The following is a 15,882-nucleotide window of genomic DNA, read 5'->3' as shown; positions in this document are numbered from 1 at the left end:
GCCTTCATCAACTTTTAATTTCTACCTTTGAAAGAGTTTAGCCATTCTTGAACTTGCTCTCGTGCAATATCGCGCCCTCCAAGACCAAAAGCTAAGGCAATAGCAACAGCGATCGCACCTAGTAAAAGTCCAAAGGCTAAATTTACAATATCACTGGCAACTCCGATCTGTTGCAGTGCCATTGCAGAGACTAAGGCAATAATTGCAATCCGCGCCACTTGTCCCAAAATCTGGGCTTGGCGTTCGCCGGAACTGGTAATGATGTTAAAAGCCAAATTTGCCAGAAATAAGCCAATGGCAAAGATTACCAATCCTGCCAAAATTCGCCCGAATATGATCACAATCCCAGACACTAATACTGTCAGGGCTGGAATATTCAAGATATTCACCGCCGCCACCGTGGCAAACAGAATGATACCTACTAAGGCAACAATGCCGACAATTTCTGATGGAGTGCGGGTTGGAGTCGGGGGGGATGTTGATTCTGTGGAAATGACGATTCGTCTGCTGGGTGTAGTCAGACCCAAAATAGTGAAAATGTTATTAAAGCCTAAATTGGTGAGGATACTTGTAATCAAATCTGCGACAAACCGCCCCACGAAATAGGCAACAATCAAAATTGCCACGGCTGTAAAGATGGCTGGTAGGGCGTTGAGAACCTGTTGCAGCATAGCGATCGCCGGGACAGATATCGCATCAATTCGCAAGGCATTAAGCGCTGCGATCGCCACCGGAATCAAAATCAAAACATAGACAATTGTGCCGATAATATTCGATAGAGGTTGCACCCCCGCACTTGCAGATAATCCCAAGCGACTACCTAAATGGTCAAGACCAGTTGTCGCCAGCAAGTTCGTCACAATCCGCCGTACTACATTAGCGATGAACCAGCCAACTACAGCAATTAAGATCGCCGCTAAAATGTTCGGCAGAATTAGCAGAACTTGTGTAATTAGAGCTTGTACTGGCTGTAAAGCCTCCCTCAGTCCGAGAGTATCTAAAACTGGAGCGAGAAACAGTAAAAATATAAACCAATACAGAGCATTGCCAATCGTCTCACTCAAAGATAGCTGATTGAGGCTGGGTGTGCTGTCTTCTGGTTCTGGATTCAAGCGTTCATCCAGATTAAATGCCTGTAATGAGCGCACAGTGATAATCTTCACAATGGTTGCTAAAAACCAGGCAGTTGTCAAAAGGATTCCTGCACCAACCAACTTTGGCAAAAAGCCAATAAGTTGATCGAGAAAACTATTCAGGGGTCGAGAGGCTACCTCTAAATCTAACGCCTGTAAAACAGCTACCGCCGTCAACAAGATAATGCTCCAAAAGACTAAGCCGGAGATTAATTTCTCCACTTGGGGAACATCTTGACGACCCGTTACGCCAGCGGCAATGCGATTATCTATGTTTGTGCGCTTGAGAATTCCTTGTGTGAGTGCCGCTACGCCGAAGGCAATTAGCAAACCGACAAACAAAATTGCCACCGCCCCTAGTAGACGAGGCGTAAACAGAATCAACTGTTGAACAATACCTTGGACATTAGCGATTCCTTGATTCACTGCTGGTTGTATCGGTTGCAGACTGGGGGATTGTGCCAAAAATTGCTCCACCCTCATAGACAACCCAACTCCTATCACCTGGGTTATTCCTTGCCAAGTTGTGTTCATGGTTTTCGGAAATTAAGCTTAAGTATTCGCCGCAAACACTGAGTCAGTGTTTTGCCTATCAATTTACCAGTAAATACATATATTTATTGATTTAATTTACTTAAATTGGGTATGGGGTATTGGGAAAGAGGAGGCAAAAGTTCTTTAATTTTGAATTTTGAATTTTGAATTGATTTTTCCCTCATCTCCCTTCCCCACTCCCCAAAATTTTGCGTTACTCTAATTGCAGCAACAGCACCAAAGATGTGGAATGTCCCAAGTTTTGGAACAATCGATTCAAATTAATGCTACAGCTACGGTGGTGGAGCGCTGTATTAGCGATTTAACTCTCATGCACCGTTGGCTTAACCCTGTTCTCCGTTGTGAACCTGTAGGCGAAGCTTGGAGTACTGATGTCGGCAGTAAAAGTCGTTTTATCATTCAAATTCCTCTAATAAAACCCACCTTGAATAGCGTAGTTGTAGAACGACAACCGGGTTTGGTAGTCTGGGAATTCCAGGGATTTTTTCAAGGGCGCGATCGCTGGGAATGTCAACCCACAGAAAAGGGAACGCTGCTACTCAACCGCTTTGAGTACGATATCCCTAACCCCTTAGTCAGTTGGGGCTTCAACACTTTTGCTGCATCTTGGACAAAACAAGATATGCAGGCCCAGCTGCGCCGCCTCAAACGAGTTGCAGAAAATTCATAATTCGTAATTCGTAATTCGTAATTCGTAATTGAGCATTTGTACTGAACTTTGCCCTTGGCGCAGCTTCTCCAAGAGTTGTATTGGGCATTAGTTATTTCCCCCTATCTCGTCTTCACCCTGCGGGAAGCTTTAGCTAACTCTTTTTCAGTCTTTAATTTTTAATTTTTAATTTTTAATTGATTTCTCCCTACCCACCTTTACCCAATTCGGTAAGTAGCCGCCGAATCACAGAGGCATCCTCGGCATCAGGAATTTTTGTTAAATAATTTTGTAAGTCGTCTACGGCTTGGGGGTAGTAACCGAGTTGATAGTAAATCAAGCCGCGATCGCGCAATTCTAAAGTTAAACCAGGAAATAGCAACAAAATTCGTTCAACTGCTGCCAGCGTTTTTTCTAATTCTTGCTGTTTGAGGTAAATAAATTTTAAATTTGTCAGCATCCGTGCCAAAAATTGCCGATTACTGACTACGGCTAAAAATTCTGGTTGTAGCGTCACAGGTTGCTGATAAAGTTGAGACAAACGTTCTTCGCAATCTTGGGCAAATATTATTTCACCGCCATTGAAAGCATCCACAAAAATTTCTATATCGGGAATATCTGGGCGAATCAGGAAATGTCCCGGCATCCCCACACCCACCATCGGAAAATCAATCCGTCGCGCAACCTCCAGGTAAACCAGCGCTAAGGTAATGGGAATCCCCAATCGGCGATCGATTACATCATTGAAAAAGCTGTTGCGCGGGTCGTAATAGTCAATTTTATTACCAGAAAATTTTAAATCTTCGTAGAGATACTGATTAATACTTTGAACTATTCGCAAAGGATATCGTGAATCAGGCAGGCGTTCTTGAAGCTCCCACGCCATTGTCTCAAGGGCGTTGAGGTATTCTTCTGGGTCTAGATTGGGATATTCTTCTTGTGCAATATACAAAGCTGCCTTTGCTAAGTCAATATGCTCGTCAGACTGCTGAATCTCCTGGTAAAAATATTGTCGTGCTGACGAGAAATACATAAGCTGTTGTTCGGTGAAAGTGTGAGGATGAAGCGTAGACTAGCAAAAACCGCAGGCATCACGGCTTGGCTAAAAGCGCTTTTTTGTATCTAAGTATCTAAATTTATACAGCAATTCTCAGGTATTTAAATTACAACTCAGACGGGAGTGGGAAGTAGTGTAGTTAAATTACTTGAAAAGCGTTGTCACAGAGTAAATAACAACAGCAATCCTCAGCTAAGGGACTTCCAAATAAAAAAAGACTCTAACTACTGATTTTAGGTTAGCCTGATCTTGATCCCCAAGCCCTAGTCTTAAGGATCAATTTATGGCGTAGAGTAGGGGCGTTCAGTGCTAATCTGAAAGGTGACATTGTTTAATTTTATGTCTTCTACGACCTTATCTGAAATCTAGCTTCACTCATTAGGCGCAGCATGGTAACAACCGCAGAAAAAACAAACATTGGTTACATTACCCAAATCATTGGCCCAGTTGTAGACGTTAAATTTCCCGGCGGGAAATTGCCACAAATCTACAACGCCTTGAAAATCAAAGGCACCAACGAAGCTGGACAGGAAATCAACATCACCATTGAAGTACAGCAACTTCTGGGCGACAACCAGGTGCGGACTGTGGCGATGAGTTCTACCGAAGGCTTAGTTCGCGGTTTTGAAGTCACCGATACAGGCGCTCCCATCAGCGTACCAGTTGGTAAAGCCACTTTGGGCCGGATTTTCAACGTCCTTGGCGAACCTGTGGACAACAGAGGCCCAGTAAATGCTGAGGCAACTCTACCCATCCACCGCTCTGCTCCCAAATTCACCGACCTGGAAACCAAACCTTCGGTGTTTGAGACTGGGATTAAAGTTGTTGACCTTCTGACTCCCTATCGACGAGGCGGTAAGATTGGTCTATTCGGCGGTGCTGGTGTTGGTAAAACCGTCATCATGATGGAGTTGATTAACAACATCGCTACTCAGCACGGTGGAGTATCCGTTTTTGCTGGCGTGGGTGAACGCACCCGTGAAGGCAATGACCTCTACAACGAAATGATTGAATCTGGGGTAATCAACAAAGACAACCTCAACGAATCAAAAATTGCTCTAGTCTACGGTCAAATGAACGAGCCACCCGGAGCCAGAATGCGGGTTGGTCTTTCGGGATTGACAGTAGCAGAATACTTCCGCGATGTGAACAAGCAGGATGTGCTGTTGTTTATTGACAACATCTTCCGGTTTGTCCAAGCAGGTTCAGAAGTATCGGCACTACTAGGTCGGATGCCTTCAGCGGTAGGATATCAGCCTACATTGGGAACCGACGTAGGTGAACTGCAAGAGCGGATTACCTCCACTACCGAGGGTTCCATTACCTCCATTCAAGCAGTGTACGTACCAGCGGATGACCTCACTGACCCCGCACCTGCTACCACCTTTGCCCACTTGGATGGTACAACAGTACTATCTCGTGGTTTGGCAGCTAAGGGAATTTATCCCGCAGTTGACCCCCTGGGTTCAACTTCCACCATGCTCCAGCCCAACATTGTCGGTGACGAACACTACAATACTGCGCGGGCGGTGCAATCAACTCTGCAACGTTATAAAGAACTCCAAGACATTATCGCCATTCTCGGTCTAGATGAATTGTCTGAAGAAGACCGTCTCATCGTCGCGCGGGCCCGGAAAGTTGAGCGTTTCTTGTCCCAGCCGTTCTTTGTGGCAGAAGTATTCACCGGTTCTCCTGGTAAGTACGTGAAGTTGGAAGACACCATCAAAGGGTTCCAAAAAATTCTGTCTGGTGAATTGGATGCTTTGCCAGAACAGGCTTTCTACTTGGTTGGCGATATTAACGAAGCGATCGCCAAAGCTGAAAAAATCAAAGGTTAGTCATTGTCATTAGTCATTGGTCATTGGTCATTAGTCATTAGTTCAATGGCTAATGGCTAATGCCAAAAGACAAGTGGTAAAAGACAAAAGACAAAGGACAAAAGACAAATGACATTAACCGTTCGTGTAATTTCCCCAGATAAAACAGTCTGGGATGCGCCAGCTGAAGAAGTGGTTTTGCCTAGCACGACTGGTCAACTAGGTATCTTAACTGGACACGCACCACTTTTGACTGCTTTAGATACTGGTGTCATGCGAGTTCGTGGCGCTAAAAATCAGAATTGGGAAGCGATCGCTCTTTTGGGTGGCTTTGCCGAAGTCGAAGAAAATGAAGTGACAATTCTGGTTAACGGCGCTGAACGTGGCGACAAAATTAACCTTGATGAAGCTCGTACTGCTTACAACCAAGCAGAAGCGCGGCTAACTCAAGTTTCCGCAGACGATCGCCAAGCCCAAATCCAAGCGAACCAAGCTTTCAAACGGGCCCGCGCTCGGTTTCAAGCCGCCGGCGGTTCAGTCTAGATTCAATTTCTATCTCAAATTTGTAGGTTGGGCAATGTCCAACCTACAAAATAAAATATTTATTAAGAAGAACTCAGGAGTCAGGAGCCAGAAATCAGTATAAATTCTGTACTGATGCCAAAACTCCATCCCTTTATGGATAGAGTATTCTGAATCTTGTTAGCGCAGCGGGGCGTAGCCCATTCTGAATTCTGACTCCTTATTTATTAATTTTAAAAAAAATTACGCCAAGTTTAAGAAATTGAGCCAAGCTTTAGTGGAGTGTTAAATTAACTAATTAGTTGCCCTTTTGGGCACAAATTATGAAAAGCCTTTCATCTTTGCTTGGTACTCGTAAACAAAATAAAGTAGCTCGTTTTGCAGCATCGGTCGTAGCAACATTAGCACTCTCTGGTAGTATTCATTCTGCCAATGCTACTTCTGTCAAAGTAGCTACTGCACAAGAAATTACTCCAGCATCAGTCCAGCTAAATCAGACTAAACCTAATATTGCCCAATTACAAACTAGCAGGATTCAATATCAAGCTGCTGGAATCGACCCTGTTGTACTGGTTCCCATCGTACTTATCGGCGGTTTAGTCATATTCGTTCCCCTGTTCTTTGGCGGACTGGTGGTAATTGGCGAACGTGAAGTCGGCATTGTCGTGAGGAAATTTACCCTTTCCGGGCGTGGGCTACCCGCTGGTAGCTTGATTGCCCTTAACGGCGAAGCTGGTTTGCAGGCAGACACTTTAGCCCCTGGTTGGCATTGGGGCTATTGGCCTTGGCAATATTCTGTAAAAAAAGAATCGGTAATTGTTGTTCCCCAAGGGGAAATCGCTTTGATTGTGGCAGCAGATGGCGCATCCAACCCACCAGAGAGGATTTTGGGTAAAATTGTAGACTGTGACAACTTCCAAGATGCTCGAAAATTCCTCACCCAAGGCGGCGAAAAAGGGCGGCAAATGGGTTTTCTCACAGCTGGTACGTACCGGATTAATACCGCCTTATTTAAAGTCATCATGGCATCAAATGCCAGCGCTCATGGCATGACTCCAGAACAGTTACGGGTGTATAGTTTGGCATCTGACAAAGTTGGCATTGTTACTACTTTAGATGGCGTACCAATTTCTGCTGGTGAACTCGCAGGCCCCATAATTGACGGACACGACAACTTCCAAAATGGTCAAAAATTTATTAATGGCGGTGGGCGGCGAGGTTTACAAGAACAGACTTTGCTTTCTGGTTCTTGGAACTTGAATCCTTGGTTTGTCCAGGTTGAACAAGTGCCTATGACAGAAATTCCCATTGGATATGTGGGTGTAGTAATTTCTTTCGTGGGTAAGGCCCATCAAGATGTCAGCGGTGCAGCTTTCACCCACGGTAACTTAGTCAATCAGGGACACAAAGGTGTGTGGGTCGAACCGCTATATCCTGGTAAACACCCGATTAATTCCCGGATTATGAAGATTGAACTAGTGCCAACGACCAACATCGTTTTAAACTGGTCAGGTCGGACTGAACGCCATAGCTATGATGCTAAACTGGCTTCTTTAACGGTGCGATCGCGTGATGGATTTGCCTTTGATTTGGAAGTAGCACAAATTATCCATGTCGGTGCTTTAGATGCGCCGAAGGTAATTTCTCGCGTTGGGGCAATGCAAAATCTGGTAGACCATGTATTAGAACCGACTATCGGGAATTATTTCCGCAACTCAGCCCAAGACTATACTGTACTAGACTTTCTCACTGCTCGGAGTGAGCGACAATCTGAGGCTGCTGAGTATATTAAAACAGCATTGCGGGCTTATGACGTGCAAGCGATCGATACTCTGATTGGTGATATTCAGCCACCAGCGTCGTTAATGCAGACACAGACAGACCGGAAAATTGCCGAAGAAGAACGCAAGACTTATGAAGTCCAGCAGATGGCGCAAACCCAACGACAGCAGCTTGTTCGGGAAACAGCGCTGGCTAATATTCAGCAAGAAATGGTGAAATCGGAGCAGAGTGTGCATATAGCTGACCTCAAAGCCCAAGCCCAAATTAAGCAGGCGAACGGTGAAGCTGAGGGTACAAAACTCCGGGCAATTGCTGAGGCTGAAGGTATCAGAGCTACAGGTAACGCCAAAGCTGAAACCTACCGCGCTGGTGTGGAAGCTTTGGGGCCACAAGGTTATACAGCAATGCAACTAATGCAGATTATCGGCGATCGCCATGTCCGTTTGATTCCAGATGTCTTAGTTGGCAGTAATGGCAGCAATAACGGCTTAGTGGATGGGCTACTATCCATGATTTTATGGAATCAAACTGGTAAAGGTGAATTGACACCAACACCTTTGCATCCGCAACCAGTAGTTACTAAAGCACAACCAACCTCAGAAAACGGTTATCCACCGATAGTTGTGAATTTTCCCGAAGATAAGTCAACTTAACGTTAAAAGGGCGGTTAAAAACCGCGCCTATACAGACAAAACCCACCTCCGTGGGTTGCAAACCCTCAATTTTTTCTTAGTCCGCGGAGGCGGACTTTGTTTATGTAGCCGCGAATTCTATTCGCCCTGGCTGCCTGTAACTTTGGCGGAGAAATTTTGCTTTTACAAGAACGTTATCGTTTACTCAAGCAGATCGGTAAAGGGGGATTCTGTAAAACTTTCCTCGCTGTAGATGAAGGTGAGTTTCCGCCAGTTCCTTGCGTTGTTCAAGAATCATCGCCGGAATCCGAAACATTTAAAACTTTTCAGCAAAAGGCAAAACAGCTAGAAGAATTAGGAAAGCATCCACAAATTCCTGCTTTGTTGGCTTATTTTGAGCAGAACGAGCATTTTTATTTAGTGCAGGAGTTTATTGCAGGCACTAATTTAGCTCAGGTGGTTGAGGAAGAAGGTGCTTTTAATGAAACTCAGATTTGGCAACTGTTAGAAGATGTGTTGCCAGTTTTGCAGTTTATTAGCGATCGCAACATTATCCACCGCAATATCAAACCCCAAAATATCATCCGTAGATCCCCAATTACCAAGAAGGGGGATTTCGTAATAGTCGATTTTAACACTGCGAAAATCGTTGCAGAAAGTGATCAGCTAACATCTGAAACCAGTATCGGTAGTCCAGAATACGCTGCACCAGAACAAACAAGAGGAAAAGCTGTTTTTGCGAGTGACTTATATAGCTTTGGTGTTACTTGTATTTACTTACTAACCCAGATTCCTCCCTTTGATTTATTTGATATTGCAAATGATTGCTGGGTCTGGCAACAGTATCTTACTACTAAGGTGACGGATGTCTGGCGACAAGACTCAAAGAGTCTACGCTTGGCGCAAATTCTCGACAATTTGCTGCAAAATGCTGTTGACCACCGCTTTCAATCAGCTAATGAAGTTATGCAAGCAATGGGTATGGAATGTAAAACTCAAAATCAAAATTTTAAATTACCAAATCCTCCTTGGCGATGCCTGAATACCCTAACTGGACATTCGGGTGTGTCGAGTGGGATAAATACCATTGCCATCAGCCCTGATGGTAATACTTTAGTTAGTGGTAGTGATGACAAAAACATCAAGTTGTGGGATTTAAATACCCAAAAAGTCATAGCTAGCTTATCAGGACATTCCCAGGCTGTAAAATCAGTTGCCTTTAGTCCAGATGGTCAAATTTTGGCAACTGCTAGCGATGATAAAACTATCAAATTGTGGCAGGTTGAGACATTAAAGGAAATCTCCACCCTGTTGGGACACTCCCACGCAGTAAAATCAGTTGCTTTCAGTCCAGATGGGCAGATTCTCGCTAGTGGTAGCTGGGATAAGACAATCAAACTCTGGGATATCAATACTGGTATAGAAATTTTCACCATAGCTGGACATCAATTAAAGGTAAATTCAGTGGCATTTAGTCCCCAAGGACAGCTTTTAGCTAGCGCTAGTTATGACAGAACAATTCGCTTGTGGCAGATACCAACAAGAGGCAGGGGAGCAGGGAGCAGGGAGCAGGGAGATATGAATAGTGCTGAGTTAAAAGACTATCCACAAGCAGCAGAGGACATTCCCCCTTTCCCCCTGCCCCCTGCCCCCTTCCCCCTTATTCAAAACCGCCCATGCTATAGCTTGTTAGGCACCCTTTCGGGTCATGCATGGGCGGTTCTGACAGTCGCTTTTAGTCCAGATGGTCAAATTTTGGCGACGGGTAGTGATGATAACACTATTAAATTGTGGGAGGTAAACACTGGTCAGCTAATTGGCACACTTGTAGGCCATTCTTGGTCTGTGGTGGCTGTGGCTTTTACTGCCGATGGCGAAACGCTCCTAAGTGCAAGTTGCGACAAAACAGTTAAACTTTGGAGGGTAAGCACAGCAGAAGAGATTGTTACTCTCTCTGGTCATGTAGACTCAGTATCCGCTGTTGCTGTGAGCAAAGTTACACAATTAATTGCAAGCGGCAGCCGGGACAAGACTATCAAACTGTGGCAGCTTGTAGAACAGGACAACAGCTAATTGTGTAATATCAAGCGCTACCTGTAAAGGCAACTTCTGGAAATTTCAACTGAGCTTCTGCCATTGGACGGTTTCTGCCTTCCTCTTGCCAGTAGTTAATCACTTCTGTTGCTTTGTTAAGCAACTCGACACGATCCAGGTCAGTAATCCAATGTTTGGACTCTAATTCCTTCTTTAACTCTTCCCAGGCATCATTTCTAGGCCAAAAAAAGTACTTAGTCAAAGGACTGGTGCCTTTGCCTACAACTTGATCCACTGCTAGAGCAACGTTCTCGTCTAACCACAGAATTTTCAAAATAAACTTGGTCAATCACACCTCCGGGAATTTCCGGGCATTATTTAACAAGGATAGCGATCGCTTATTTTAACGCAATACCCTATCAAATGACCAAACATTCAGGGTGCTGTTAGCTTTAGTGGGGCGTTGAGCCAGTGCTAAGTACCAAGTGCCTAAGCGCATTATGATAATTTAAAACTCTTTTGCTTCCTACCCCATGACTCAACCAACTTTTGTAAAAGCGATCGCTATTTTCGATATTGATGGCGTTGTGCGAGACGTTAGCGGTTCTTATCGCCGGGCGATCGCAGATACGGTAGAACATTTTACCACCCAAGCATATCGTCCAACCCCACTAGATATTGATCAGTTGAAGTCTGAAGGTGTGTGGAATAACGATTGGGAAGCATCGCAGGAATTAATTTACCGCTACTTTGAAACCCAAAAACAGAGCCGCGAACAACTGCAACTAGATTACAGTGCGATCGTTGCTTTTTTTCAATCTCGTTACCGAGGCCCAGACCCAAATAATTTTACTGGGTATATCTGTAATGAACCTTTATTATTACAACCTAGCTATCTAGAGCAACTTACCCAAGCCGGGATTGCTTGGGGATTTTTTAGCGGTGCGACTCGTGCTTCTGCTAACTATGTATTGGAAAAACGCCTGGGTTTGGCATCTCCAGTGTTGATTGCGATGGAAGATGCGCCAGGTAAACCAGACCCAACTGGACTTTTTGCCACAGTTCGGGAGTTAGATAATGGAATTAAACAAAAATTAGCTGTAGTGTATGTGGGGGATACGGTGGCAGATATGTATACCGTTGAGAAAGCACGGGGTCTAGATTCTTCCCGCCCTTGGATTGGTGTAGGCGTTTTACCACCCCACGTACAGGAAACAGCAGCGCGTAGTGACGCTTATAGTGAGACACTAATAGCAGCAGGAGCAGCAGTAGTTTTGCGTAATGTGCAAGAATTAACTCCAAGACAGATTCAAGAATTGGTAAGTTCATCTGCCCAATCTGTGGTCTAAGATTAATTAAGCTACGGGTGCATAAATGACTGACTGATAACAATCTTGCTTTAATCATTGGGAGATTAATAAAAATGTCTGCACTTAAACTGCCTAATGGCCCTCAAACTCACCCTTGGGTACAGACATATCAGTGGCTAACTAATCCCTTAGAATACATGGAAGCCTGTGCTAAACGCTATGGTGATACGTTCACCCTCCGAATTGGCCCAGTTTTTACTCCTCAAGTGTTCACTAGTAATCCTCAGGCGATTCAACAGATTTTTACCACAGACCCAAAACAGTTAGACTCTGGTGAACCAGCAGGGATTAAATCGCCTTTATTAGGAAAGCAATCACTACTAGCTTTAGAAGGTAAGCCTCATCAGCGCCAACGAAAGTTGTTAACCCCTCCTTTGCATGGAGAAAGAATGCTAGCTTATGGTAAGTTAACTCGCGGTATCACAGAGCAAGTAATTAGTCAATGGCAAGTTGGGGAATCCTTTACAGTTTTGCCATCTGTGCAAACAATCTCCCTAGAGGTGATTTTGAAAGCTGTATTTGGTCTAGTAGATGGGCCACGTTATGAAAAACTCAAGAAAGTGCTGCTGAAAATTCTGAATCCCAAGCAACCTTTCGTTACGGCAATGATGCTTGTTTTCCCATCATTTCAAAGAGATTTAGGTTCTTGGAGTCCTTGGGGAAGATTTCTGCGTTTACGAGAGCAAATGGATGAACTCATATATGCTGAGATTCAGGATCGCCAACAGCAACCTGACCCATCTCGAACTGATATCCTATCTTTGATGATGGCAACTCGTGATGAAGATGGGCAGCCAATGACGGATGTAGAGTTACGCGATGAGTTAATTACCCTCTTGGTGGCGGGTCACGAGACAACGGCGACTTCCTTAACATGGGCTTTGTACTGGATTCACCATTTGCCACAGGTGCGTGAAAAACTACTGCAAGAAATAGATAACTTGGGTAAAGACCCCGACCCAAATGCTGTTTTACGCTTGCCCTATTTGAGTGCTGTTTGTTCAGAAACTCTGCGCTTATATCCAGTGGCAATGTTGGCATTAAATCGCTTGGTAAAATCTCCTTTAGAAATCATGGGTTATCAGTTAAATCCTGGTACTTTGGTGATTCCTTGTATTTATTTGACCCATCATCGAGAAGATTTATATCCGCAGTCGAAGCAATTTAAACCAGAGCGTTTTCTAGAACGGCAATTTACCCCTTCTGAATATTTACCTTTTGGTGGCGGGAACCGTCGCTGTATTGGTATGGCATTTGCGCTGTTTGAGATGAAGGTAGTTTTGGCAACAGTGCTATCTCACTGGCAGATGGAATTAGCTGATAGCAAACCAGTGCAGCCAGTGCGTAAGGGGGCGCTGTTGGGGCCAGGAGGAGGTGTAGAGATGATTGTTACCGGGAAGCGTGAGCAAAATCAGGCAGTTCGGGAGACTAGTTTGGTTTAGTTTAAGGTGTAATGGCATATAAGGCGATCGCCTAACTCACAAGTTGCAAAATTTTTCTCCCACCAGTCCAGCATTGCTCGTCACCTTTAACACCAGATTTTTATTACTTTACCGTATATACTGTGCTGTCTCCTAAATCCTTTACCAGCAAGCTTTTTGAGACTTAACGGGAAAAGTCAGATGGAAAAAAAAGTGCTTTACCACCACCTTTAATCAACCTAAAACACCTGATAGCTAAGGGGTTATCTGCGACTGCATCTTTATTTTCACCTGTTATAGTTGCATATCGGTGGGTCGCATTGCCAGAATTGAACAGTATCGATTTCGCAGAGACCCCAAGGCTTACTTAGCTAATCTAGAGAGTCGTCTTCTCTAGTGGATTTTACCACACTAGGTAAAATCAAAGTTTCCTCAATCATCTCTCGTAAGTTGGGAGTAACATTACTAGCAGTGCTGAAGCAATATACTAGTAAACTATTTGCCTCCCAGTATTGCTGAATTAACTGCAACTGTTCATCACTAAATTGCCAACTATAACCTATCTGTCGGTTAATTGCGATCACTTCGTTTAATTGTGTAGTCCATGATTGCCCGTTAGATTGCCACCATGCTTTTAATATCTCTCTATCTTGTTGTGAACTAGGCAATTCATTTTTGAGGCTTTGCAGAGATTCATATAAAGATGAATGATCTTGTAATAAATAATCAATATCAAGAGCTAATTTCATAGCAGAGATACGCTTACAAAAAATCTCTGGAGTCAAAGCTAGGCTAACAGCAAGGATATGGATTAAAGCTAAATCTAAAGCTAAATCATCAGCCAATTTTCCAGCAAGATGATTATCTAAAGATATAGCTAGAGTTTGGTTGCGCGATAAAAAATAATGGGGAGGTAGGACGAGGTTAAAGTAAAAAGCACGGATAGCAGATGGATGACAATTTGAGGTAACTGTTGAAGACTTTTGCATTACCCAAGTGAGAAAACTCTTCAATGTTTCATCTCTAACAACTAATTTCTCAATTTGTTGCTTCATTAACTGGAATAAATTATCAAACGATCTGAGCATTTCAGATGTAAGCAAAATAACTTCACGCCAGCGCTTATCAAACAAATGATTGGCAACTTGTTCTAATATTTTTTGATCGCTATTAGCAACAAAGTTCCTCGCAGTGAAGTATTCGTGAAATGTTAAATGAGAAAAAGAATAAATCCCTCTAGCTTGTTCCACTAATAATCCATGCTGTAACTCAATTGCTTGAAGTACAGCTTTACTATTTACTTGTAAATCTTCTATATCAGTCGGTGCATTGGGTAGCAAATAGAGATAGTCAGCTATTAATTGACAAATTTTGCTTTCTTCAAAAAAGTAATCACCTGTTTCAAAAGAAATAGCAGCTATATAACTAAGCAATTTAATTTTCTGAGTTAAAGTTAAATTACGGTAAACTTCATCTCTTTTTATACCTCTTGCTTCATCCCAACGTACCAGTAATAACTCTAATCCTTGTTGATAAATTTCGGAACGCTTAGTAGGAAAATCGCCTAAATATTGAAAAACTAAACAAGTGAGATTTAGTAAAAGAGGTGTAGATGCTAGGTTTTGAACCAGCCTATTTTCGGGAAGCGTTATTGTATCAATAAATTTAGAGGCTAATGTTTTTCTTAATCGGAGGTTATTTTTAGCAAACGCTGCAAACCATTTCTTAGCAAAAGTTGAAATTTGTAATTTTGTAAACTCAGCAATTTCTACTTCAGCAAACCCTTGGAATTTTTGATGTCTAAATGCAATCCGACAAGTAATAATTACTATGTTTTTATAAAAAATATCCAAAAAGTTGCTAATTATTTTATTAATTCTATCACTATTTTTATCGGCAATTTCATCCAACCCATCTAGTAAAATTAAAGCTTTACCTTCATGGAGTAGATATTCTAATTCTTGTTGAGTTATTTTACAAATGCTAAATTCTTGAATTAAATAGCTTAATAAATAATTTTTATCATCATAATCCATGTTTTCGGCAAAATCTTTCAGACTAATAAAAATGGGAACCCTTTGAGTCTGAAATTTACCTTGATTACAAAGGATAGCAATTGATTGTAAAAAAGTAGTTTTTCCTGCTCCTGGCTTTCCAAGTACGATAACCTTAGAAGATTTGTCAATAGCTTGTAAACCTGCAATCCTCTTAGTACTAACTTCCTCGGAGTCAAATTTATCTAAAGCTTTATTGTCAAATTTTTGTAAATCTGAAATATCTAGCCATCTTTGACTGTTAATTTCTTCTACTACATTTACTTCAACAAATAATTCATCTAATTCTACAGTCCGAGCAACATCTAGCAACCGGATCGTACCACATTGGTGTTGAATTTTTTCCGAGTGAGCAGCACGTACTTTAATCACTAAAGGGTCAATGATAGTAGAATTTTTACTTTCTAGTATCTGCTGAGATGCTAAGTCTTCATCTGCTTCAAATTCCAGTCTTTGAATAATATCTTCTGGCTCTAGTGCTAGAGTTAAGCAAATTTCATGGAATATTTGACGGGCAACAGGTTTGCCAGTAAAAAACTTCCAAATTGGTTGGCGACTGTCTAAACCAACTTGACTTGCAAGATATTCTTGCGTCCAACCTTTATGATTAAAAGCCTGCTTGGCTTTTCTAATACCTTCATCTGAAGCTTGGAGAGATCGTTTAGCCATGCTGATATCAGAAATTTATTCAATTCAATAATTAATTGACATCAATTGTATTCAATTAGGGACAAGTGAATTATTTATAGTAGTGTATGGTGTTGCGCTTTGTCAATAAAAATATAGAATATAGTTTAATTTTGGAAAAATTTCGTTCGATCAACTTATTTAGAGAGACAGAATTTCCAAATATGCC

11 protein-coding genes are annotated in these 15,882 nt (G+C 42.6%); 7 read left to right on the top strand and 4 right to left on the bottom strand.

All coding sequences use genetic code 11. The annotated features are described in order from the left end of the window. Positions 1 to 14: 14 nt before the first annotated feature. Positions 15 to 1,667 (bottom strand): mechanosensitive ion channel, encoded by a 1,653-nt coding sequence (locus FD723_RS27870; protein ID WP_179068256.1) that lies wholly within the window; start codon positions 1,665 to 1,667, stop codon positions 15 to 17. A gap of 250 nt (positions 1,668 to 1,917) precedes the next feature. On the opposite strand from FD723_RS27870, the gene FD723_RS27865 reads away from it, so the two are divergent. Next, entirely contained in the window at positions 1,918 to 2,358 is a 441-nt protein-coding gene (locus FD723_RS27865) for an SRPBCC family protein (protein WP_179068255.1), read from the top strand. A gap of 187 nt (positions 2,359 to 2,545) precedes the next feature. On the opposite strand, the gene FD723_RS27860 is transcribed toward FD723_RS27865, so the two are convergent. Next, positions 2,546 to 3,370 carry a SirB1 family protein gene (locus tag FD723_RS27860; protein WP_179068254.1) on the bottom strand — a complete coding sequence of 275 codons (825 nt, stop codon included), beginning with the start codon at positions 3,368 to 3,370 and terminating at the stop codon, positions 2,546 to 2,548. Between the two features lie 413 nt (positions 3,371 to 3,783). On the opposite strand from FD723_RS27860, the gene atpD reads away from it, so the two are divergent. From atpD to FD723_RS27840, 4 genes are all read left to right on the top strand, one after another. After that, the gene (atpD, locus tag FD723_RS27855) at positions 3,784 to 5,232 is read left to right on the top strand and encodes a F0F1 ATP synthase subunit beta (protein WP_094348862.1); all 1,449 of its coding nucleotides are present in this window, start codon (positions 3,784 to 3,786) and stop codon (positions 5,230 to 5,232) included. 108 nt (positions 5,233 to 5,340) lie between these two features. After that, the gene (atpC, locus tag FD723_RS27850; protein ID WP_179068253.1) at positions 5,341 to 5,754 is read left to right on the top strand and encodes an ATP synthase F1 subunit epsilon; all 414 of its coding nucleotides are present in this window, start codon (positions 5,341 to 5,343) and stop codon (positions 5,752 to 5,754) included. A gap of 302 nt (positions 5,755 to 6,056) precedes the next feature. Beyond that, positions 6,057 to 8,168 carry a flotillin family protein gene (locus FD723_RS27845; RefSeq protein ID WP_179068252.1) on the top strand — a complete coding sequence of 704 codons (2,112 nt, stop codon included), beginning with the start codon at positions 6,057 to 6,059 and terminating at the stop codon, positions 8,166 to 8,168. 156 nt (positions 8,169 to 8,324) lie between these two features. After that, positions 8,325 to 10,220: a serine/threonine-protein kinase gene (locus tag FD723_RS27840; RefSeq protein WP_179068251.1), complete on the top strand. Its 1,896-nt coding sequence runs from the start codon at positions 8,325 to 8,327 to the stop codon at positions 10,218 to 10,220. A 10-nt stretch (positions 10,221 to 10,230) separates the two neighbouring features. On the opposite strand, the gene FD723_RS27835 is transcribed toward FD723_RS27840, so the two are convergent. Continuing rightward, positions 10,231 to 10,530: a 30S ribosomal protein PSRP-3 gene (locus FD723_RS27835; protein ID WP_094333099.1), complete on the bottom strand. Its 300-nt coding sequence runs from the start codon at positions 10,528 to 10,530 to the stop codon at positions 10,231 to 10,233. A 184-nt stretch (positions 10,531 to 10,714) separates the two neighbouring features. Between FD723_RS27835 and FD723_RS27830 the strand changes: the two genes are divergently transcribed. After that, entirely contained in the window at positions 10,715 to 11,530 is an 816-nt protein-coding gene (locus FD723_RS27830) for a TIGR01548 family HAD-type hydrolase (protein ID WP_179068250.1), read from the top strand. A gap of 74 nt (positions 11,531 to 11,604) precedes the next feature. Next, on the top strand, positions 11,605 to 12,993 hold the full coding sequence (locus FD723_RS27825; protein ID WP_179068249.1) for a cytochrome P450: 1,389 nt from the start codon (positions 11,605 to 11,607) through the stop codon (positions 12,991 to 12,993). A gap of 350 nt (positions 12,994 to 13,343) precedes the next feature. Here FD723_RS27825 and FD723_RS27820 read toward each other — a convergent pair whose 3' ends face one another. Continuing rightward, on the bottom strand, positions 13,344 to 15,695 hold the full coding sequence (locus tag FD723_RS27820; protein ID WP_179068248.1) for an NACHT domain-containing NTPase: 2,352 nt from the start codon (positions 15,693 to 15,695) through the stop codon (positions 13,344 to 13,346). Between the last annotated feature and the right edge of the window lie 187 nt (positions 15,696 to 15,882).

This window comes from Nostoc sp. C052, from assembly GCF_013393905.1.
Lineage (GTDB): Bacteria > Cyanobacteriota > Cyanobacteriia > Cyanobacteriales > Nostocaceae > Nostoc.
This window is presented reverse-complemented; position numbering and strand designations above follow the sequence as displayed.